The sequence below is a fragment of the Citrobacter sp. S39 genome (assembly GCF_009495675.1).
Taxonomy (GTDB): Bacteria; Pseudomonadota; Gammaproteobacteria; order Enterobacterales; family Enterobacteriaceae; genus Citrobacter; species Citrobacter freundii.
Map to the genome: position 1 here is coordinate 2,062,480 of NZ_CP045555.1, position 19,717 is coordinate 2,082,196.

Below are 19,717 nucleotides of genomic sequence, written 5' to 3' on the forward strand. Positions count from 1 at the left end.
ATCCGTAGGCCTGATAAGCAAAGCGCCATCAGGCGATAATGCAGCGTTAATGCCGGATGTCGACGTAAATACGTCTTATCCGGCCTACAGCATGCTGCCAACTGGCTGCTAACATATACGAGGTAAAGGTTCGGCGTGTGGTAAATCGAGGGTTCGTTTCACGCCGTAAAGTCCGGCCAGACGCACACCTTTGCGTTCTACCACTTCGCCAATCATTGCGGCATCGCGTCCTAATGGATGCGCGCGCAGCGCGGCAAGCGCCGTTTCAGCGGCCTGACGTTCAACGGCAATCACCAGCTTACCTTCGTTAGCAAAGTTGAGCGCATCCAGTCCCAGCAGTTCGCAAACTCCACGCACCGCGGGCTTCACGGGCAAGGCTGCTTCAGACAGCTCAATACCAAACCCGCATGATGCGGCAAATTCATGCGTTACCGCATTCACGCCGCCACGGGTCGCGTCACGCAGCGCCTTCACGCCAGGAATATCACGCAGCGTCTGGATAAGCGGCGTCAATACCGCGCAGTCGCTGACCAGTTCGCCATCCAGACCCAACTGTTCGCGTAGGTTAAGGATGGTTGCGCCGTGATCGCCAAGCGTACCGCTGACCAGCAGCACATCGCCCACGCTCAGGGTCTGTGCGCCCCAGTGAATGTTGGCGGGGATCGCGCCCATTCCGGCGGTGTTGATAAAAAGCTTGTCCGCCGCGCCGCGCTGTACAACCTTGGTGTCGCCGGTGACGATGGCGATACCCGCTTCGCGCGCGGTTGCCGCCATGCTGTTAACGACGGTTTTCAGCGTCTCCATTGGTAAACCTTCTTCGAGGATAAAACCGCAGGAGAGATAGCGCGGGATCGCGCCGCTGACCGCCACGTCGTTAGCCGTACCACAGATAGCCAGCTTGCCGATATTACCGCCCGGGAAGAACAACGGATCGATAACATAGCTGTCGGTTGAAAACGCCAGACGATCGCCTTCAGCGACCAGTTGCGCCAGTTCCAGACGTGCCTGATCTTCTTGTTCCGCCAGCCACGGATTCGCGAATGCCTCCATAAACAGACTGTTGATCAACTGCTGCATAGCCTGACCGCCGCTACCGTGGGCGAGTTGTACGCTGCTCATGCTTCACACTCCTGCTGACGATACTGATACCAGGCGGCACATGCGCCTTCTGAGGAGACCATCAGGGCGCCAAACGCGGTCTCCGGGTTACACGTTTTGCCAAATAATGGGCACTGATGTGGTTTACATCTGCCCGTCAGCACTTCCCCACAACGCGCGCGCGGATCGTCATACACCTGCTGCGGCGCTGGCTGGAAATGGGCTTCGGCATCAAAGCGCTGATAGTCAGGCGTCAGGTGAACGCCAGAGGATTCGATAACGCCCAGACCGCGCCATTCGCTGTCGCCATTGACGCAGAACACCTCGGCGATGGCCTGTTGCGCTAACGCGTTACCGGCGTCCGGTACCACGCGACGGTACTGGTTTTCTACCTGGCTGTGCGCGGCAATTTTCTGCTCAATTAACATCACCACGCCTTGCAGGAGATCGAGCGGTTCAAAACCGGCGACCACTAACGGACGATGGAAGTCTGAAGCAATGAAATTATAGGCATCTGTGCCAATCACCATGCTGACGTGGCCTGGTGCTAAAAAGGCGTCAATACCGTTGTCCGGCTGTTCCAGCAGGCTGCGCAGCGTAGGGATAAGCGTGATGTGCTGGCAGAAAAAGTAAAAGTTCTGCACGTCACGCTGCTTTGCCTGTTGCAGAGTGATAGCGGTCGTTGGCATTGTGGTTTCAAAACCCAGACCAAAGAACACCACCTTACGTGTTGGGTTTTCCTGTGCCAGCTTCAGCGCATCCATCGGTGAATAGACGATACGGATATCTGCACCGCGCGCCTTGGCTTGCAGCAGGGAGCCTTGCTTACCCGGGACGCGCATCGCATCGCCAAAGGTGCAGAAAATCACTTCTGGATGGCTGGCGATTTCTACACAGCTGTCGATTCTACCCATCGGCAGAACGCAAACCGGGCAACCCGGACCATGAATAAACTCCACGTTTTCCGGTAGCAACTGGTCGAGGCCGAATTTGAAGATAGCGTGGGTATGACCACCACAAACTTCCATGATGCGCAGTGGGCGTTCAGCCGTGTAGGGGAGGTGGGCGGCACGTTCAGACAGGTGCTCTATCAGTTGCATCACCTGCTCTGGTGCGCGGTATTCGTCAACAAAACGCATTTATTTTTCCTCGCCGTACAGCAACGCGCCGACATCCGGCTCAACGTCAAACATGTTTTGCAGCGCGTCGAGCGTATCGCGCGCTTCAGCTTCATTAATGATGCTCATGGCAAAACCGACGTGGACCAGTACCCACTGGCCGAGGCGCGGTTGGCCATGTTCATCACAGCTACCGACCAGCGTCAGGTCGACGTCGCGCTGAATACCGCAAACGTCGACTTTGGCCTGGTTGCCATCAATGGTGCGGATTTGACCCGGAACACCTATGCACATCGCTGCGTCTCCAGCCAGGAGAGCCATTGATCCATCCCTTCACCACTGGTGGCGGAAATCAGGATAATCTCAATTCCCGGGTTCACTTCCCGGGCGCTGGCGATGCATTTTTCAACGTCAAAATTGAGGTACGGTAGCAGATCCACTTTGTTGAGCAGCATCAGCGATGCGGCGGCAAACATATGTGGATATTTCAGCGGTTTGTCTTCACCTTCGGTGACGGAAAGCACGGCCACTTTATGGCGCTCGCCGAGGTCGAAGCTGGCCGGGCAGACCAGGTTGCCGACGTTTTCAATGAACAGAATGCCGTTATCGTCAAGCGGCAAACGCGGCGCGGCGTCAGCGATCATTTGTGCGTCAAGGTGGCAACCTTTACCGGTGTTGACCTGAATGGCGGGCGTGCCTGTGGCGCGAATACGGGCAGCATCGTTCACCGTCTGCTGGTCACCTTCAATAACGGCGCACGGCACGCTATCTTTCAGCTTCATCAGCGTTTCGGTCAGCAGCGTGGTTTTACCGGAGCCCGGGCTTGAAACAAGGTTCAGCACCAGATGCTGACGGGCCGCAAAGCGGGCACGGTTGCGTTCGGCCAGGCGGTTGTTTTTGTCCAGTACGTCAATTTCCACTTCCAGCATACGGCGTTGGCTCATACCTGGTGCGTGGGTTCCTGCCTCACCGTGACCGTAGTGCAAATCGCCTTCTTCGGTCTGGCTCGGTGTGAAATTTGAGGTCTTCACACCGGTAATATTCAGCGCTGGACGAGCCGCTGGGGCAAATGGCGCGCTGCGAAACGCCGAGTGGGGATTATGCTCATCACCCTCTATATATAGGTTGCCTTCAGCGCAACCACATGTCGTACACATCGCTCACTCCTGATCTTTTTACTTGCGATACATCTGTTGCCGAATGACTGCGTTGCCTTATCCGGCCTACAAACGAGCTCTTTCTGTAGGCTGGATAAAACGCTTAAGCGTCGCCATCCGGCGCTGGAGTCTGATCTATTTCAATACGTCGAATCTGTAAGCCGTCATCGGCCACAATTCTCAGCATATCGCTGTTGCATTGCGGACATCGGCGCACGCGTTGCGTCAGTAACGTGACGTATTGTTGACAAGATTCGCACCAACATTCGGCTTCTTGTTCTTCGAGGTGGAGTTTACAACCTTCTGCAAGGGTCCCGCGGCATACCAGATCAAAACAAAAGGAGAGAGCGCTGGTTTCTACGCAAGAAAATGCGCCAATTTTGAGCCAGACCCCAGTTACTCGCTGAGCACCGTGTTGCGTGGCCTGTTGTTCAATCAATTCCAGTGCCCGTTGGCAGAGGGTTATTTCGTGCATACCGCCTCCTGTGAAGTTGCCGTATCAAAAGCAATAAGCATGCCAGGTTGATTTTTTTCATTCGTGACAATGACGACAATGACGAAATGACATGTCGTCACCCGCCTTTAATTTTTTATCTATATGAAAATCAAGAAATTTAATTTTGGCATGAAATGTGCTTAAGGCTGTTCATCTCTGCTAAACGGGTAACCTGACATGACTATTTGGGAAATAAGCGAAAAAGCCGATTACATCGCTGAACGGCATCGTCGCCTACAGGACCAGTGGCGTATTTACTGTAACTCGCTGGTTCAGGGGATCACCCTGTCGAAAGCGCGTTTGCATCATGCAATGAGCTGTGCGCCGGACAAAGATCTCTGCTTTGTCCTTTTTGAACACTTCACTATCTACGTCACGCTGGCGGATGGCTTCAATAGCCACACCATCGAGTACTACGTCGAAACAAAAGATGATGATGATAAGCAACTGATTGCACAGGCACAGTTGACCATCGACGGTCAAGTCGATGAGCGTTTCAGTAACCGCGATCGCGAACAGGTGCTGGAGCACTATCTCGAGAAAATCGCCACCGTCTACGACAGCCTGTACACCGCGGTTGAGAACAATATGCCGGTGAATTTAAGCCAACTGGTTGAGGGACATAGCCCGGCTTAAGCCTCAGGTGCTGTCCACTTTGTCATGATGCGGTTTACATACTGCGTCACGATGTTTTAGGGAATGGGCATGTCGAAAAATGTCGAAATGACATTTTGCAGACATGTTTTCGTCAAAAATGACTATCACCTGAGGAATGCCTGGTGAATCGTTTTGTAATTGCTGACTCCACTCTTTGTATTGGCTGCCACACATGTGAAGCTGCCTGCTCAGAGACACATCGCCAGCATGGCCTGCAGTCAATGCCGCGCCTGAAAGTGATGTTAAATGAAAAAGAATCCGCGCCGCAGCTTTGCCACCAGTGTGAAGATGCGCCTTGCGCCACCGTGTGTCCGGTTAATGCCATTAACCGCGTTGATGGCGCCGTACAGCTGAATGAAAGCCTGTGCGTAAGCTGCAAACTGTGCGGGATCGCTTGTCCGTTTGGCGCGATAGAGTTTTCTGGTAGCCGTCCGCTGCATATCCCGGCAAACGCCAATACGCCAAAAGCGCCTCCGGCTCCGCCAGCGCCTGCTCGCGTGAGTTCGCTGTTGGACTGGGTTCCAGGCGTTCGTGCCATCGCGGTGAAATGCGATCTGTGCAGTTTTGACGAGCTTGGTCCGGCCTGCGTGCGCATGTGTCCGACCAAAGCCCTGCACCTGGTGAGCAACATGGATATCGCCCGCGCCAGCAAACGTAAGCGTGAGCTGACTTTCAATACCGATTTCGGCGATCTCACCTTGTTTCAGCAGGCTCAGAGTGGGGATGCAAAATGAGCGCAATTTCACTGATTAACAGCGGCGTGGCCTGGTTTACAGCGGCTGCGGTTCTGGCATTTCTGTTTTCATTTCATAAATCGCTGAGCGGCTGGATTGCTGGAGTTGGCGGTGCGGTCGGCAGCTTGTGTACGGCAGCCGCTGGTTTTACCGTTCTGACTAATGCGCTGGCGGTGAGCGGCGTGATGCCGTTTATTGGGCACAGTCTGCAAATTACTCCGCTGAATGCTATCTGGCTGATTACGCTGGGACTGTGCGGCCTGTTTGTCAGCCTGTACAACATTGACTGGCATCGTCATCCGCAGGTGAAAGCTAACGGCCTGCTGGTGAATCTGCTGATGGCCGCGGCGGTATGTGCGGTGGTTGCCAGCAACCTCGGTACGCTGGTGGTGATGGCGGAAATCATGGCGCTGTGTGCCGTGTTCCTCACCGGCTGCAGTAAAGAAGGCAAACTGTGGTTTGCGCTGGGGCGTATTGGTACGCTGCTGCTGGTGGTTGCCTGCTACCTTGTGTGGCAACGTTACGGCACTCTGGAGCTGCGTCTGCTAGACCTGCGCACCCAGGAGCTGCCGCTCGGGTCTGACATCTGGCTGCTGGGCGTGGCAGGTTTTGGCCTGCTGGCCGGGATTATTCCTCTGCATGGTTGGGTGCCACAGGCACACGCCAATGCCAGCGCACCGGCTGCGGCACTGTTCTCTACCGTCGTCATGAAGGTCGGTCTACTGGGTATTCTCTCCCTGTCGCTGCTGGGCGGTAATGCACCGCTGTGGTGGGGTGTTACGCTTCTGGTGTTGGGCATGATCACCGCATTTGTTGGCGGTCTGTATGCGCTGATGGAACACAATATCCAGCGCCTGCTGGCGTACCACACGCTGGAAAACATCGGCATTATTCTGCTGGGGCTGGGCGCTGGCGTGACCGGGATTTCCCTGAATCAACCGGCGCTGATTGCGCTGGGTTTGACCGGCGGTCTGTACCACCTGGTAAACCACAGCCTGTTCAAAAGCGTTCTGTTCCTGGGCGCAGGCAGCATCTGGTTCCGTACCGGTCATCGTGATATCGAAAAACTGGGCGGTATCGGCAAACGCATGCCGGTTATCTCTCTGGCGATGTTGGTTGGCCTGATGGCGATGGCCGCGCTGCCGCCGCTGAACGGTTTTGCCGGTGAGTGGGTTATCTATCAATCCTTCTTCAAGCTGGGTAACAGCGGGGCGTTTGTCGGTCGTCTGTTAGGGCCGTTGCTGGCGGTTGGGCTGGCAATTACCGGCGCGCTGGCGGTGATGTGTATGGCGAAAGTCTATGGCGTAACGTTCCTTGGCGCACCGCGTACGAAGGAAGCTGAAAACGCCTGCTGCGCACCAATCCTGATGAGCGTGAGCGTCGTTGCGCTGGCTATCTGCTGCGTGATTGGCGGCGTGGCTGCGCCGTGGCTGCTGCCGATGATCTCCTCTGCCGTTCCGCTGCCGCTGGAAACTGCGAACACCACCGTTTCTCAGCCGATGATCACGCTGCTGCTGATCGCATGTCCGCTGCTGCCGTTCATCATCATGGCAATTTTCAAAGGCAACCGTCTGCCGTCGCGTTCACGCGGTGCGGCATGGGTGTGTGGTTACGATCACGAGCAGTCAATGGTCATTACCGCGCACGGTTTTGCCATGCCGGTGAAAGAAGCCTTTGCCCCGGTACTCAAACTGCGTAAGTGGTTGAATCCGGTATCACTGGTTCCGGGCTGGCAGAATGCGGCTGCGCCGGTGCTGTTCCGTCGCCTGGCGCTGATTGAGCTGGCGGTGCTGGTGGTGATTGTGGTTTCACGAGGAGCCTGAAAATGAGTGTTTTATATCCGTTAATTCAGGCGCTCGTGCTGTTTGCCGTTGCGCCGCTGCTGTCCGGCGTTACCCGCGTGGCGCGTGCGCGTTTGCACAATCGCCGTGGTCCTGGCGTTTTGCAGGAATACCGCGACATTATCAAACTGCTGGGTCGTCAGAGCATTGCGCCTGCGGATTCCAGTTGGGTCTTCCGCCTGACGCCGTTTGTGATGGTGGGCGTGATGCTGACTATCGCCACTGCGCTACCGGTAGTGACCGTTGGCTCACCGCTGCCCCAACTGGGTGATCTGATCACCTTAATTTACCTGTTCGCCATTGCCCGTTTCTTCTTCTCTATCGCGGGACTGGATACCGGTAGCCCGTTTACCGCCATTGGTGCCAGCCGTGAAGCGATGCTTGGCGTGCTGGTTGAACCTATCCTGCTGCTGGGGCTGTGGGTAGCGGCACAGGTTGCGGGTTCAACCCATATCAGCAATATCGCCGATACCATTTACCACTGGCCTGCTGCGCACAGCATCCCGCTGATTCTGGCACTGTGTGCCTGTGCTTTCGCCACCTTTATCGAAATGGGCAAACTGCCATTCGATCTGGCAGAAGCAGAGCAAGAGCTGCAGGAAGGTCCATTGACTGAATACAGCGGCAGCGGTTTTGCCGTGCTGAAATGGGGCATTAGCCTCAAGCAACTGGTCGTTCTGCAAATGTTCGTTGGTGTGTTCCTGCCGTGGGGACAGATGGAAACCTTCACCGCGGGTGGGCTGCTGCTGGCGCTGGTGATTGCCGTCGTTAAGCTGGTCCTCGGCGTGCTGGTCATCGCCCTGTTCGAAAACAGCATGGCGCGTTTGCGTTTTTGCGCCACTTCACGCGTGACCTGGGCCGGTTTTGGGTTTGCGTTTTTAGCGTTCGTCTCCTTGCTGGTGGCGTGATTTAAGAGAGTTTGAGCATGTCTGAAGAAAAATTAGGTCAACAATATCTCGCTGCGCTGCATCAGGCCTTTCCGGGCGTGGTACTGGATGAAGCCTGGCAGACCAAAGATCAGCTGACGATCACCGTCAAGGTGAACTACCTGCCGGAAGTGGTGGAGTTCCTGTACTACAAACAGGGCGGCTGGTTGTCCGTGTTGTTTGGTAACGACGAACGCCAGCTGTGCGGCCATTACGCTGTTTATTACGTGATGTCGATGGAGCAGGGCACCAAATGCTGGATAACCGTCCGCGTTGAAGTCGATGCCAACAAGCTGGAGTTCCCGTCCGTCACGCCGCGCGTTCCGGCTGCGGTCTGGGGCGAGCGCGAAGTGCGCGATATGTACGGTTTGATCCCGGTTGGTTTGCCGGATGAGCGCCGTCTGGTACTGCCCGATGACTGGCCGGACGAACTCTATCCGCTGCGTAAAGACAGCATGGATTATCGTCAGCGCCCGGCGCCGACTACCGATGCTGAAACCTACGAGTTCATCAACGAACTGGGCGACAAGAAAAATAACGTGGTGCCGATTGGCCCGTTGCACGTCACCTCCGATGAACCCGGTCACTTCCGCCTGTTCGTGGACGGCGAGAACATTATCGATGCCGACTACCGTCTGTTCTATGTCCACCGCGGCATGGAGAAACTGGCGGAAACCCGTATGGGTTACAACGAAGTGACGTTCCTGTCAGATCGCGTGTGTGGCATCTGCGGCTTTGCGCATAGCACCGCCTATACCACCTCCGTTGAGAATGCGATGGGTATCGTGGTGCCGGAACGTGCGCAGATGATCCGTGCCATTCTACTGGAAGTTGAGCGTCTGCACTCGCACCTGCTGAACCTCGGCCTGGCCTGTCACTTCACCGGTTTTGACTCCGGCTTTATGCAGTTCTTCCGCGTGCGTGAAACGTCGATGAAGATGGCGGAGATCCTCACCGGGGCACGTAAAACTTACGGTCTGAACCTGATCGGCGGTATCCGTCGTGATCTGCTGAAAGAAGATATGATCCAGACCCGTCAACTGGCGCAGCAGATGCGTCGTGACGTGCAGGAACTGGTCGATATGCTGCTCAGTACGCCGAATATGGAACAGCGTACCGTTGGTATTGGTCGTCTGGATCCGGAAATTGCCCGTGACTTCAGTAACGTCGGCCCGATGGTTCGCGCCAGCGGCCACGCGCGTGACACCCGCGCCGATCACCCGTTTGTCGGCTATGGTCTGCTGCCGATGGAAGTTCATAGCGAGCAAGGCTGCGATGTTATTTCTCGTCTGAAAGTTCGTATTAATGAAGTCTACACCGCACTAAATATGATCGACTTTGGTCTGGATAACCTGCCGGGCGGCCCGCTGATGGTGGAAGGCTTTACCTACATTCCTCACCGTTTCGCACTGGGCTTTGCTGAAGCGCCGCGCGGAGATGACATTCACTGGAGCATGACCGGCGACAACCAGAAACTGTATCGCTGGCGCTGCCGTGCGGCGACCTACGCCAACTGGCCGACGCTGCGCTACATGCTGCGTGGTAATACCGTTTCCGATGCGCCGCTGATTATCGGTAGCCTCGATCCTTGCTACTCCTGTACTGACCGTATGACCGTGGTCGATGTACGTAAGAAGAAGAGCAAAGTCGTGCCGTACAAAGAACTTGAGCGCTACAGCATCGAGCGTAAAAACTCGCCGCTGAAATAAGGAATCGCCATGTTTACCTTTATCAAAAAAGTCATCAAAACCGGGGCACCGACGTCGTCGTATCCGCTGGAGCCGATCGCGGTCGATAAAAACTTCCGTGGCAAACCGGAACATAATCCGCAACAGTGCATCGGCTGTGCGGCCTGTGTGAATGCGTGCCCGTCGAACGCGCTGACGGTCGAAACCGATCTGGCCACCAATGAGCTGGCGTGGCAGTTCAACCTCGGTCGCTGCATCTTCTGCGCCCGTTGCGAAGAAGTTTGCCCGACGGCGGCGATCAAGCTGTCGCAGGAGTATGAGCTGGCGGTGTGGAAGAAAGAGGATTTCCTGCAGCAGTCCCGCTTTGCGCTGTGTAATTGCCGCGTATGTAACCGTCCGTTTGCGGTACAAAAAGAGATTGATTACGCCATTGCGCTGCTTAAGCACAACGGTGATAGCCGCGCGGAAAACCACCGTGAAAGCTTTGAGACCTGCCCGGACTGTAAGCGCCAGAAATGCCTGGTGCCGTCTGATCGTATTGAACTGACTCGCCATATGAAAGAGGCCAGCTGATGAGCAATTTATTAGGCCCACGTGACGCCAACGGTATTCCGGTACCGATGACGGTGGATGAATCCATTGCCAGCATGAAAGCGTCGCTGCTGAAAAGCATCAAGCGTTCAGCGTACGTTTACCGTGTGGACTGCGGCGGTTGCAACGGTTGCGAAATCGAAATCTTCGCCACGCTTTCTCCGCTGTTTGACGCCGAACGTTTTGGCATCAAAGTGGTACCGTCCCCGCGTCATGCGGATATCCTGCTGTTTACCGGCGCGGTAACCCGTGCCATGCGCTCTCCGGCGCTACGCGCCTGGCAGTCTGCGCCAGACCCGAAAATTTGTATCTCTTACGGTGCTTGCGGTAACAGCGGCGGTATTTTCCACGACTTATACTGCGTATGGGGCGGCACGGACAAAATCGTACCGGTGGATGTCTATATCCCTGGCTGCCCGCCAACGCCTGCAGCCACGCTGTATGGTTTTGCCATGGCGCTGGGTCTGCTGGAACAAAAAATTCACGCGCGTGCGCCGGGTGAACTGGACGAACAGCCCGCCGAAATTCTGCATCCGGATATGGTTCAGCCGCTGCGAGTGAAGGTGGATCGCGAAGCTCGCCGTCTGGCGGGATACCGCTACGGTCGCCAGATTGCTGATGACTATATGACGCAGTTAGGGCAGGGCGAGCATCAGGTGGCGCGCTGGCTGGAGGCGGAAAACGATCCGCGTCTGACCGAGATCGTCACGCATCTTAACCATGTTGTCGAAGAGGCGCGTATCCGATGAGTGAAACGGTGGTGTTCAGTCAACTGAGCCGTAAGTTTATTGATGAGAACGATGCGACGCCCGCTGAGGCGCAGCAGGTTGTCTATTACAGCCTGGCGATTGGTCACCACCTTGGGATCATCGATTGCCTGGAAGCGGCGTTAACTTGTCCATGGGACGAATATCTGGCATGGATTGCTACCCTTGCTGAGGGAAGCGAAGCTCGCCGGAAAATGGAAGGTGTGCCGAAATACGGCGAGATCGTTATCGATTTCAACCATGTGCAAATGCTGGCACGCGCGTTCGATGATGCGCGTGCCGTACAGACCCCGCAGCAGCAGGAGTGGAGCAAGCTGATGCTTAGCATGCTGCACGACATACACCAGGAAAGCGCCATCTATCTGATGGTGAGGAGACACCGTGACTGACGTTTTATTATGTGTGGGTAACAGCATGATGGGCGATGACGGCGCGGGCCCGCTGCTGGCTGAAATGTGTGCTGCAAATCCTCAAGGCAACTGGGTTGTCATCGACGGCGGCAGTGCGCCAGAGAACGATATTGTCGCCATCCGTGAACTGCGTCCGCAACGTTTATTGATTGTTGATGCTACCGATATGGGGCTAAACCCTGGTGAAATCCGCATTATCGATCCCGATGACATTGCCGAGATGTTCATGATGACCACCCATAACATGCCGCTGAATTACCTGGTCGATCAGCTGAAAGACGACGTTGGTGAGGTGATTTTCCTTGGCATTCAACCGGACATCGTCGGTTTTTACTACCCGATGACACAGCCGATCAAAGATGCTGTTGATACCGTCTATCAGCGATTAGCCGGTTGGGAAGGACACGGTGGATTCTCCGAGCTGGAAGCGCCAGAAGAGTAAACTGTATCAGTGCCGGATGTGAACGACATCCGGCCTGTTTTCCCAGTGTATCCTCGTCATTCAATTGCCTGCTCAATAATTAATTTCCCCTGCATCACTGATACATTCACTGCCGTACCGGTCGGAAATCCAGCTTGTTCCAGCCAGTCGCCGTTCAGCGTGAGCGAGGCGTGCCGACTGATTCGTCGCGTGTAACCCGTTTTTGGATCTTCATGGCGTTTTCTGACATAGCTGACTTTCAAGCGACGTACCGGTTTGGTGATTACCTCTGCTGATTTACCCTTTTTATCAAACATGCACGCTTCCTTGTGGTGAACGGCCAGGATTAAAAACTACTGAATAAAATGCCAGTAAAAAAGGATGAGGGCAAACCTGAAACTGGAAGGACGATTCCACATCTGAAATGTAATAAATGAAATGAAAATATGTAATTCTGCCGGAAGACTGTAACCCCCTCCGGCAGATCTGTTATGCCAGATCGGCGCCGTTGCTGGCGATTACTTTTTTGTACCACCAGAATGATTTCTTACGGGTGCGCTCCAGCGTGCCGTTGCCCGCGTCATCGCGGTCCACATACACAAAACCGTAGCGTTTGCTCATCTCACCGGTTGAGGCAGAAACCAGATCGATACAGCCCCAGGTGGTGTAACCCATCAGGGGCACGCCATCTTCAATCGCGTCTGCCATGGCGCGAATATGTTCGCGTAAATAGCTAATGCGATAGTCGTCATTGATCTCACCATTGGCATCGATTTCATCCTTCGCTCCCAGCCCGTTTTCCACCAGAAATAGCGGTTTCTGGTAGCGGTCATACATCATATTCATGGTGATGCGCAGACCAAGCGGATCGATGCCCCAGCCCCATTCGCTGGCCGCAATATACGGATTACGCAGCGACTTCACCACGTTGGCGGCGCTGGTATTGCCGGTGTTCATTTCCGCCGAGGCGCAGCGCGATGCGTAATAGCTGAACGAGACGAAATCAACGGTGTTTTTCAGGATGTCGTCATCTTCTGGGGCTTTTTCTATGACCACGCCTTTTTCGCGAAACACGCGGGCAGAATAAGCCGGGTAGGCCCCGCGCGCCTGCACATCAATAAAGAACAGGTTTTCGCGGTCTTTTTCCAGCGCGGTCCACACATCTTCTGGTTTACAGGAATAAGGATAAAAATTACCGCCAGCCAGCATACAACCGACCTGGTTTTGCGGATTAATTTCATGGGCTATTTTAGTCGCCAGGGCACTGGCTATCAGTTCGTGGTGAGCGGACTGATATTTCACCTGATCCTGATTTTCACCTTCTTCAAATACCAGCCCGGCGCCTGAAAAGGGGCTGTGCAGCATAATGTTGATTTCGTTGAACGTCAGCCAGTACTTCACCAGACCGTCAAAGGTCTCGAAGCAGGTACGGGCGTAGCGGGTAAAGAACTCAACCATTTTGCGGTTACGCCAGGAGCCGTACTCGGTGACCAGATGCATTGGCACATCGAAGTGACACAGCGTGACTAATGGCTCAATACCGTATTTTTTACACTCGGCAAACACGCTCTGGTAAAACGCGATGCCCTCTTTATTCGGCGTCAGCTCATCGCCGTTAGGGTAGAGACGGCTCCAGGCAATGGAAGTACGAAATACCGTGAAACCCATTTCTGCCATCAGCGCGATATCTTCTTTATAGCGATGATAAAAGTCGATCGCCTGATGGCTAGGATAAAATTCGTTATCCCGCAGCGCAAAGCGCTTTTCCTGACCCAGCTTGACGGGCATCCGATGTGTGCCGTGGGGGATCATATCGACGGTAGTCAGTCCTTTGCCGCCTTCCCGGTATGCCCCTTCAGACTGGTTGGCGGCCAGTGCGCCGCCCCATAAAAATCCTTGCGGAAAAACAGACATAATTAACCTCAGTTCATACCAGTCAAATGCTGGCTCCATTGATATTGCCCGGTTGTGCGGCCTGGTTTTTTCTGGCCTGCGCGGCTGCATCTTCGACAGGGATATCTTCAAAGCCTAGAATCAGCGTTAATACAAAGGAAAGCACTACCGCCAGCGCCATCACGCCAAATACCCAAACGATAGTCATCGGATTGGCCGGATCGAAAAACTGGACGCTGGTGAACAGGCCAGGAGCTGCCATGGAGTGGCTTGCAAGTCCGGCCATTCCGGCAACGGCACCGCAGATAAAACCGCTGATAAGACTTGCAATCAGTGGTCGTTTCAGGCGGATCGCTACGCCATAAAGCGCAGGTTCGGAAATCCCCGCCATGATGGCGGAGGCGGCTGCCGCTAACGCCGTCTGACGCAGTTCCGGGTTTTTGGTTTTCCATGCCACTGCCAGCGATGAACCACCTAACGACAAGTTGGCGCCGATTTCCGACGGCATCACCATGCCTTCTTTTCCGGTTTCGGCAATGGTCTGAATAATGGTTGGCGTGAAGACGCGATGCATACCGGTCATTACCAGCAGCGGCCACAGCGCACCCATAATGGCCACCGACAGCCAGCCGAGATAGCCGTGAATGGTATAGACCAGCGCTGAAATTGCGCTACCGATCCAGATACCGATCGGGCCAATGATGACGATGGCGAGTGGCGCGGCGATCAGCACGATTAGCATTGGTTTGAGGAAGTTTTTGGTTACCGCCGGAGTAATACGATCGACCCAACGTTCGATGTATGACAGGCACCAGGTCATCACCAGCGCCGGGATCACCGTGTAGGTGTATTTCACTGCCGTCACCGGGATCAGGGCAAACTCAACGTGCTCACCCTGCGCAGCCTTCGCCATCAGATCGATGAAGCTGGGATGCACCAGTACGCCCGCGATGGCGATTGCCAACGACATGTTGGTTTTGAATTTGATAGCGGCCGACGCGGCGACCATCAGCGGCAGGAAGAAAAATGCGCCGTCACCGATAACGGTAAGAATGGTGAGCGTGGACGATCCTTTCTCCAGCACGCCGGTCATTTCGAGGATCATTGCCAGCAGCTTGAGCATTGATCCACCGATAATTGCCGGGATCAACGGCGACATGGTGCCGATCAGCGCGTCGAGGATCCCCGCGCCAATCCGCTTCAGCGTCAGTCGGGGTTTGGTTTGCGGCTCAGCGGGCTGCATATTGGCAGGCAACAGGCTGACCACTTCGCGATACGCCTGCGAAACGGTGTTGCCGATGATCACCTGGCACTGGTTATCGCTACGCACCACGCCAAGTACGCCAGAAAGCGTCTTCAGCGTCGCGCTGTCGACCTGCGAGTCATCTTTGATAACGAAACGCAAACGGGTCATACAGTGGGTCACTGCTGTGATGTTGTCGACGCCTCCCAGAGCCGTCACAACGGAGCGCGCCAGCGCTGCATAATTCTTGGACATCGGATTTAATCCTGTTTTATCAGTAGGGTACGTTATGTTTTATCCGTTTACGTTGGGTCGCTTTTCTGGGTTATGAAACGCAGATAGGAAACCGGTTCCACAAAATAATGTTTAAAATATCAGTAGTGAGCAAGATTTAATTTTGATCATTTTTTGTAATTGTGACTCCGATCACCAGATATCAGCGTCTGCGATTTAGCAGCAAGGACAGCGGCGAAACGGTGCAGTACACTGCGTCACATTGAGAGAATAGGGATGAGTAATATGACCACGATGCTGGAGGTGGCGAAGCGTGCCGGGGTGTCGAAAGCGACAGTTTCCCGGGTGCTTTCCGGAAACGGCTATGTCAGCCAGGAGACCAAAGACCGCGTGTTTCAGGCCATTGAAGAGAGTGGTTACCGCCCAAACTTGCTGGCGCGCAGTCTGGCGGCGAAAACCACGCAGACGCTGGGCCTGGTGGTAACAAATACCCTTTATCACGGCGTCTATTTCAGCGAGCTGCTGTTTCATACCGCGCGGATGGCGGAAGATAAAGGACGCCAGTTGTTGCTGGCTGACGGTAAGCACAGCGCTGAGGAAGAGCGTCAGGCGATCCAGTACCTGCTCGACCTGCGCTGTGACGCGATTATGATTTATCCGCGTTTTCTCAGCGTGGATGAGATAGACGATATCATCGATGCCCACAGCCAGCCAATTATGGTGCTTAATCGACGCCTGCGGAAAAACAGTAGCCACAGCGTATGGTGTGATCAAAAGCAGACCAGCTTTAACGCCGTTACTCAGCTCATTGCCGCCGGGCATAAAGAGATTGGTTTTATTACCGGCTCGATGGATTCTCCAACCGGCGTGGAGCGACTTTCAGGTTATAAAGACGCGCTGGCACATCAAGGTATCGCGCTAAATAATGATCTGATTGTTAAAGGGAAATGGACGCCAGCCTGCGGCGCAGCGGGTGTGGATACTTTGCTTTCGCGCAAGGTCAATTTTACCGCGCTGGTGGCTAGTAATGACGATATGGCGATCGGCGCGATGAAGCAGTTGCACGAGCATGGCGTGAGCGTTCCTGCACAGGTGTCGGTGATTGGCTTTGATGATATCGCCCTCGCGGCATACACTATTCCGGCGCTTTCCAGCGTTAAAATTCCGGTAACAGAAATGATTCAGGAAACGATTGGGCGCCTGATCTTTATGTTGGGTGACGGGGCGTTTACGCCGCCAAAGACTTTCACCGGTGAACTCATCCAGCGCGACTCAGTTGCGCCGCCCGCTTCGCGCTGACGGCTGTCATTTGTCATCGTCACTAGTGACGATGACACGCTCTTCTTGCGTTCTTCAAAATAAAATCCCTTTAATAACAGTAAATTAAATTCTGGCACGATTTGTGAATGCTTCGGCAGATATTCTGTCATTGCTGGAGAAATTGATGAACCGTTTCATCATTGCAGACGCCAATAAATGCATTGGTTGCCGTACCTGTGAAGTGGCCTGCGTGGTATCCCATCAGGATAACCAGGACTGCGCATCGCTGACCCCTGAAACTTTTTTACCCCGCATTCACGTCATCAAAGGCGTTAATGTCTCCACGGCGACGCTGTGCCGCCAGTGTGAAGACGCGCCGTGCGCTAACGTCTGCCCGAACGGTGCGATCAGCCGTGATAAAGGTTTTGTTCACGTAATGCAGGAACGCTGCATTGGCTGTAAAACTTGCGTTGTGGCTTGTCCTTACGGCGCAATGGAAGTAGTCGTGCGTCCGGTTGTGCGTAACAGCGGCGCGGGTCTGAACGTCCGTGCAGAAAAAGCTGAAGCCAATAAGTGCGACCTGTGCCACCATCGCGAGGCCGGTCCTGCCTGTATGGAAGTGTGCCCGACTCACGCGCTGATTTATGTCGATCGCAATAAGCTTGAGCAACTTAGTGCGGAAAAACGCCGTCGCGCGGCGCTGGATTCCACCGCATCTTTGCTGTTCTGATATCTGAAAATCCGCGTAAAATACGGTAGTACTTATGCCGGATGGCGGCTTCGCCTTATCCGGCCTACTGTTCGCATCCCCGTAGGCCTGATAAGCATCGCGCCATCAGGCTAACCGGGATTGATGACTGCGGGAATAATCTAATGACAATAAACACCCTCTCCGGCGTACAGTTGCGTATTCGCGGCAAAGTACAGGGCGTCGGATTTCGCCCCTACGTCTGGCAACTGGCGCAGCGGTTACAACTGCATGGCGATGTGTGTAACGACGGTGATGGTGTGGTTGTGCGTTTACAGGAAGATCCGGCGGAATTTATTGCGCAGTTACATCAACACTGCCCACCGCTGGCGCGCATTGACAGCGTTGAGAGCGAAGCAATCGCCTGGATGCAGCAGCCTGCCGATTTCTCGATTCGTCAAAGTGCTGGCGGTACGATGAATACGCAAATCGTTCCGGATGCCGCGACTTGTCCCGAATGCCTTGTTGAAATGAATACCCCCGGCGAACGTCGCTACCGATACCCCTTTATCAACTGCACCCACTGTGGTCCACGCTTTACGATTATCCGCGCCATGCCCTATGACCGCCCGTTCACCGTGATGGCGTCGTTCCCACTCTGTGCGCAATGCGACAAAGAGTATCGTGACCCGTATGATCGTCGCTTCCATGCCCAGCCCGTTGCCTGTCCGGCGTGCGGCCCTCATCTTGAGTGGTTCAGCACGGATGAGCGGGCGGAGAAAGAAGAGGCGCTGCAGGCGGCGGTATCGCGACTGAAAGCAGGCGGTATTGTGGCGGTTAAAGGCATTGGTGGGTTTCATCTGGTGTGCGATGCGCGCAATGATGACGCCGTCGCGCTGCTTAGGCTGCGTAAACACCGTCCGGCGAAACCGCTGGCGGTAATGCTGCCAGGTGATGACGGACTGCCTGAACCCGCGCGTCGTTTACTCACAACCCCCGCCGCACCGATCGTGCTGGTGCAGAAACGCTATGTCGCTGCATTGAGCGAGGGCATTGCGCCAGGGTTAACGGAAGTGGGCGTCATGCTGCCCGCGAATCCATTGCAGCATTTGCTCTTACAAGAGATGAATTGTCCACTGGTGATGACCTCCGGCAACCTCAGCGGCAGGCCTCCGGCCATTACCAACGCCCAGGCGCTGGAAGATTTAAGTGCGATTGCTGATGGTTTCCTGCTGCATAACCGCGAAATTGTGCAGCGGATGGATGACTCCGTGGTGCGTGACAGTGGGGAAATGCTGCGTCGTTCCCGGGGTTACGTGCCGGATGCGGTCGCGCTGCCGCCAGGATTTCGCGACGTGCCGCCGATGCTGTGCTTAGGCGCGGATCTGAAAAATACCTTCTGCCTGGTGCGTGGCGAACAGGCGGTTATCAGCCAGCATTTAGGCGATCTCAGCGATGACGGCATTCAGCAGCAGTGGCGTGATGCGCTACGCCTGATCCAGAATATTTATGATTTTACGCCACAGCGTATCGTACATGATGCCCACCCTGGCTATGTTTCCAGCCAGTGGGCCAGCGAAATGAATCTGCCAACCGAAACGGTATTGCATCACCATGCTCATGCCGCTGCATGTCTTGCCGAGCACGGCTGGCCGCTCGATGGCGGCGATGTGATTGCTCTGACGCTGGACGGCATCGGCATGGGGGAAAATGGCGCGTTGTGGGGCGGCGAATGTCTGCGGGTCAACTATCGTGAATGCGAACACCTTGGCGGCTTACCGGCGGTAGCGCTGGCGGGCGGCGATTTAGCGGCAAAACAGCCATGGCGCAATCTGCTCGCGCAGTGCCTGCGTTTTGTTCCTGACTGGCAGCGTTACCCAGAAACATCGGGGCTACAGCATCAAAACTGGAACGTACTGGCGCGCGCCATCGAGCGGGGAATCAATGCCCCGCTGGCATCGTCGTGCGGACGACTGTTTGATGCGGTTGCCGCCGCGTTGCATTGTGCGCCGGAATCGTTGAGTTATGAAGGTGAGGCGGCCTGTGCGCTGGAGGCGCTGGCATCGCAGTGTGCAGGTGTTGATCACCCTGTTACGGTGCCGCTTAATGGCAATCAACTGGACTTAGCAATTTTTTGGCAGCAATGGCTGACCTGGCAGACCGCCCCTGCAGAAAGAGCGTGGGCGTTTCACGACGCGCTGGCGTGTGGTTTTGCCACGCTGATGCGTGAGCAGGCCGAAGCGCGCGGAATTAAAACGTTAGTATTCAGCGGTGGCGTGATGCATAACCGCTTGCTGTCATCCCGGCTGGCGTTTTATCTGCGTGATTTTACCTTACTGTTCCCGCAGCGTTTACCGGCGGGTGACGGCGGGCTGTCATTGGGGCAGGGCGTGATTGCCGCGGCGCGAACGTTGGCGCAAAAATAAAAAAAGCCCCGGGACTGGCGGGGCAAGAAAAATATGTCGGGGCATACCGACAAGTGGCAACGCACATCC

The 19,717-nt window shown here is 55.1% G+C and carries 20 protein-coding genes; 12 read left to right on the forward strand and 8 right to left on the reverse strand.

Features of this window, described 5'->3' with window-relative positions; genetic code table 11:
- Positions 1-108: 108 nt before the first annotated feature.
- The 5 genes from hypE to hypA form a co-directional block, all read right to left on the reverse strand.
- Positions 109-1,119 carry a hydrogenase expression/formation protein HypE gene (gene hypE, locus GFB57_RS09780; RefSeq protein ID WP_003037416.1) on the reverse strand — a complete coding sequence of 337 codons (1,011 nt, stop codon included), beginning with the start codon at positions 1,117-1,119 and terminating at the stop codon, positions 109-111.
- Positions 1,116-2,237, reverse strand: a complete 1,122-nt coding sequence (hypD, locus tag GFB57_RS09785; protein ID WP_003037413.1) for a hydrogenase formation protein HypD — start codon at positions 2,235-2,237, stop codon at positions 1,116-1,118. Before hypD ends, hypE begins: the two co-directional genes overlap by 4 nt.
- The gene (gene hypC / locus GFB57_RS09790; RefSeq protein ID WP_003037411.1) at positions 2,238-2,510 is read right to left on the reverse strand and encodes a hydrogenase 3 maturation protein HypC; all 273 of its coding nucleotides are present in this window, start codon (positions 2,508-2,510) and stop codon (positions 2,238-2,240) included.
- Entirely contained in the window at positions 2,501-3,373 is an 873-nt protein-coding gene (hypB, locus tag GFB57_RS09795; protein WP_003037409.1) for a hydrogenase nickel incorporation protein HypB, read from the reverse strand. The genes hypC and hypB overlap by 10 nt, the downstream gene beginning before the upstream one ends.
- Positions 3,374-3,476: 103 nt before the next feature.
- Positions 3,477-3,848 (reverse strand): hydrogenase maturation nickel metallochaperone HypA, encoded by a 372-nt coding sequence (gene hypA / locus GFB57_RS09800; protein WP_003037406.1) that lies wholly within the window; start codon positions 3,846-3,848, stop codon positions 3,477-3,479.
- 198 nt (positions 3,849-4,046) lie between these two features.
- Between hypA and hycA the strand changes: the two genes are divergently transcribed.
- The 9 genes from hycA (at position 4,047) to hycI (ending at position 11,925) form a co-directional block, all read left to right on the forward strand.
- Entirely contained in the window at positions 4,047-4,505 is a 459-nt protein-coding gene (gene hycA / locus GFB57_RS09805; protein ID WP_003037403.1) for a formate hydrogenlyase regulator HycA, read from the forward strand.
- A 143-nt stretch (positions 4,506-4,648) separates the two neighbouring features.
- Complete coding sequence (hycB, locus tag GFB57_RS09810) at positions 4,649-5,260, forward strand: formate hydrogenlyase subunit HycB (RefSeq protein ID WP_003037401.1); 612 nt, start codon at positions 4,649-4,651, stop codon at positions 5,258-5,260.
- Positions 5,257-7,083, forward strand: coding sequence for a formate hydrogenlyase subunit 3 (gene hycC / locus GFB57_RS09815; protein WP_003037397.1), 1,827 nt, complete (start codon positions 5,257-5,259; stop codon positions 7,081-7,083). Before hycB ends, hycC begins: the two co-directional genes overlap by 4 nt.
- 2 nt (positions 7,084-7,085) lie before the next feature.
- Complete coding sequence (locus tag GFB57_RS09820; protein ID WP_003037395.1) at positions 7,086-8,009, forward strand: respiratory chain complex I subunit 1 family protein; 924 nt, start codon at positions 7,086-7,088, stop codon at positions 8,007-8,009.
- A 17-nt stretch (positions 8,010-8,026) separates the two neighbouring features.
- Positions 8,027-9,736, forward strand: a complete 1,710-nt coding sequence (gene hycE, locus GFB57_RS09825; protein ID WP_003037393.1) for a formate hydrogenlyase subunit HycE — start codon at positions 8,027-8,029, stop codon at positions 9,734-9,736.
- Between the two features lie 9 nt (positions 9,737-9,745).
- Positions 9,746-10,288 (forward strand): formate hydrogenlyase subunit HycF, encoded by a 543-nt coding sequence (gene hycF, locus GFB57_RS09830; RefSeq protein WP_003037391.1) that lies wholly within the window; start codon positions 9,746-9,748, stop codon positions 10,286-10,288.
- On the forward strand, positions 10,288-11,055 hold the full coding sequence (gene hycG, locus GFB57_RS09835) for a formate hydrogenlyase subunit HycG (protein WP_003037388.1): 768 nt from the start codon (positions 10,288-10,290) through the stop codon (positions 11,053-11,055). The genes hycF and hycG overlap by 1 nt, the downstream gene beginning before the upstream one ends.
- Positions 11,052-11,462: a formate hydrogenlyase maturation HycH family protein gene (locus tag GFB57_RS09840; protein WP_003037385.1), complete on the forward strand. Its 411-nt coding sequence runs from the start codon at positions 11,052-11,054 to the stop codon at positions 11,460-11,462. The genes hycG and GFB57_RS09840 overlap by 4 nt, the downstream gene beginning before the upstream one ends.
- Positions 11,455-11,925 carry a hydrogenase maturation peptidase HycI gene (gene hycI, locus GFB57_RS09845; protein WP_003037382.1) on the forward strand — a complete coding sequence of 157 codons (471 nt, stop codon included), beginning with the start codon at positions 11,455-11,457 and terminating at the stop codon, positions 11,923-11,925. Before GFB57_RS09840 ends, hycI begins: the two co-directional genes overlap by 8 nt.
- Before the next feature lie 56 nt (positions 11,926-11,981).
- Here hycI and GFB57_RS09850 read toward each other — a convergent pair whose 3' ends face one another.
- The 3 genes from GFB57_RS09850 to ascF all read right to left on the reverse strand — a co-directional run bounded on the left by GFB57_RS09850 (position 11,982) and on the right by ascF (position 15,295).
- On the reverse strand, positions 11,982-12,221 hold the full coding sequence (locus GFB57_RS09850; protein WP_003037379.1) for a SymE family type I addiction module toxin: 240 nt from the start codon (positions 12,219-12,221) through the stop codon (positions 11,982-11,984).
- 172 nt (positions 12,222-12,393) lie between these two features.
- Entirely contained in the window at positions 12,394-13,818 is a 1,425-nt protein-coding gene (locus GFB57_RS09855) for a 6-phospho-beta-glucosidase (RefSeq protein WP_003037376.1), read from the reverse strand.
- Positions 13,819-13,840: 22 nt separating this feature from the next.
- The gene (gene ascF, locus GFB57_RS09860; protein WP_003037374.1) at positions 13,841-15,295 is read right to left on the reverse strand and encodes a PTS cellobiose/arbutin/salicin transporter subunit IIBC; all 1,455 of its coding nucleotides are present in this window, start codon (positions 15,293-15,295) and stop codon (positions 13,841-13,843) included.
- Between the two features lie 264 nt (positions 15,296-15,559).
- Between ascF and GFB57_RS09865 the strand changes: the two genes are divergently transcribed.
- From GFB57_RS09865 to hypF, 3 genes are all read left to right on the forward strand, one after another.
- Positions 15,560-16,573, forward strand: coding sequence for a LacI family DNA-binding transcriptional regulator (locus GFB57_RS09865; protein ID WP_003037371.1), 1,014 nt, complete (start codon positions 15,560-15,562; stop codon positions 16,571-16,573).
- A 145-nt stretch (positions 16,574-16,718) separates the two neighbouring features.
- A complete protein-coding gene (gene hydN, locus GFB57_RS09870) occupies positions 16,719-17,264 on the forward strand; it encodes an electron transport protein HydN (protein WP_003037366.1) in 546 nt (181 codons plus the stop codon).
- A gap of 143 nt (positions 17,265-17,407) precedes the next feature.
- Positions 17,408-19,648, forward strand: coding sequence for a carbamoyltransferase HypF (hypF, locus tag GFB57_RS09875; protein WP_003037364.1), 2,241 nt, complete (start codon positions 17,408-17,410; stop codon positions 19,646-19,648).
- The last annotated feature ends 69 nt before the right edge of the window (positions 19,649-19,717 follow it).